Origin of the sequence: Nostoc sp. DedSLP03, from assembly GCF_034530815.1 — a bacterium.
Lineage (GTDB): Bacteria > Cyanobacteriota > Cyanobacteriia > Cyanobacteriales > Nostocaceae > Nostoc.
Map to the genome: position 1 here is coordinate 12,029 of NZ_JAVRCK010000142.1, position 1,764 is coordinate 13,792.

Consider the following 1,764-nt stretch of genomic DNA (forward strand, 5'->3'; position numbering starts at 1 on the left):
CCTTGAGGATTTTGGCGATGTCAGGGACATACTTGGTTGCAGCGTCTCCCAAGTTACCCAATGCCTCTGCGGCACCTGAACGAACGTAGGCGGGAACCTTTTCATCCTTGAGGATTTTGGCGATGTCAGGGACATACTTGGTTGCAGCGTCTCCCAAGTTGCCCAATGCCTCTGCCGCACTTCTACGAACGTAGGCGGGAACCTTTTCATCCTTGAGGATTTTGGCGATGTCAGGGGCATACTTGGCTGCGGCGTCTCCCAAGTTGCCCAATGCCTCTGCCGCACCTGAACGAACGTTGGCGTCCACCTTTTCATCCTTGAGGATTTTGGCAGCTTTCTCGGCAATATCCTCTGGTTTCTTCACCAGGGATTTTAAATCTTTGAGATTATATTCAACTAATTGCTTGAGAGCATATCCCTTAACTTGGTCATGTCCATCCTCAAGGGCGGCTGATATACCGTTAATCTGCCAATCTTGGGGTTTGGGTTTGGGGGTTTCTTTGGCGCTAACCCAAGGCAAACAAAAAAGAAAAGAAAGGATGAAAGCTAAAGCATAAAGGATAAAGCGAGAAGGCTTGCTGCGGTGGTGGAGAGTTGTAACCATGTTTGGAGCAAGGTGGCAGATTAGACGCGATTATGAGTATAATAACAACCTTGCAATCCGTAATTCCTGATTGAGAATGCAACTTGGTATCAACAAGTAGGAGGCGATCTGCATTCACGAGTATCAAAGACTCGTCCACGAGTATAAAAGACTCGCTCACGAGTATAAAAGACTCGCCCGCGAGTATAAAAGACTCGTCCACGAGTATAAAAGACTCTCGCGCGAGTATAAAAGACTTGCTCACGAGTATCAAAGACTCGTCCACGAGGATCAAAGACTCATCCACGAGTATCAAAGACTCGCCCACGAGTATTAAAGACTCGCTCACGAGTATTAAAGACTCTCGCGCGAGTATAAAAGACTCGTCCACGAGTATTAAAGACTCATTCATTTACATATTGCACTACAAGATTAAAATTGCGTTTAAATGCCAGATCCCCGACTTTTTTGAAAAGTCGGGGATCTTATCTTGTGCGTTGAACTACAGCTTATGAACCAGAGTTAGTTTTAACAGATTTACTTTTAATAGCCTTAAAACGATCGCCTAATTGTTCAGCAAGACTTTTTAACCCTGGAGTTTTCTTAGCAGCAGTCTTGACGTAATCATAAACTGTCAAACTGCTGCCCATTGCTTCGCTGCCGACTGCCATTAAGGTATCATCTACTTGTTCTGTCAGTTGTCGCAATCCAATCAAAAGCTCAGTAAGTGTGATTGCTAATTGATAATCCCGCACAAATTCATCGACATCAAAGCTGGCTGGGAGAATATCTCGGTTAGACTGGGCCGCAGTCAGGCTGGTATTGACGAAAGCTAGGCTTTTATCGCCCATCTTAAATAACTTGCGTCGTTCTTCCACACTCAGGGTTACGAGAAAAGGCATCTTCGCTTGGATAGTCGCAAACGCTGCTTTGATTTCTTGGATATCTGCTGGGGAAAGGGAGCCTGTAATATTTTGGTAAGCCATTGATTATTTACTGTGGTAAATCTGTTTGTTATGATTCCCACTGGTAAATGCGATCGCACAGTATTTAAGGAATGGGGAGTAGGGAAAATAACCTCTCTGGTTTACACACAAGTCGAATTACCCCCCTTAATCCCCCCTTGTAAAGGCTTGTCATTACCAACATCTTTTAAACTGACTGGGTGATAAAATCAGCAG

2 protein-coding genes are annotated in these 1,764 nt (G+C 44.7%); both read right to left on the reverse strand.

Features of this window, described 5'->3' with window-relative positions; genetic code table 11:
- Positions 1-604 (reverse strand): HEAT repeat domain-containing protein (locus RM368_RS36190; RefSeq protein ID WP_322698527.1); only part of this gene is annotated, 604 nt, incomplete at its 3' end.
- A gap of 488 nt (positions 605-1,092) precedes the next feature.
- Entirely contained in the window at positions 1,093-1,569 is a 477-nt protein-coding gene (locus tag RM368_RS36195) for a hypothetical protein (RefSeq protein ID WP_322698528.1), read from the reverse strand.
- Positions 1,570-1,764: the final 195 nt, after the last annotated feature.

What these genes read in the sequence shown, in the direction of transcription:
- RM368_RS36195 (WP_322698528.1), bottom strand. Translation starts at nt 1,569, where the DNA reads ATGGCTTACCAAAATATTACAGGCTCCCTTTCCCCAGCAGATATCCAA.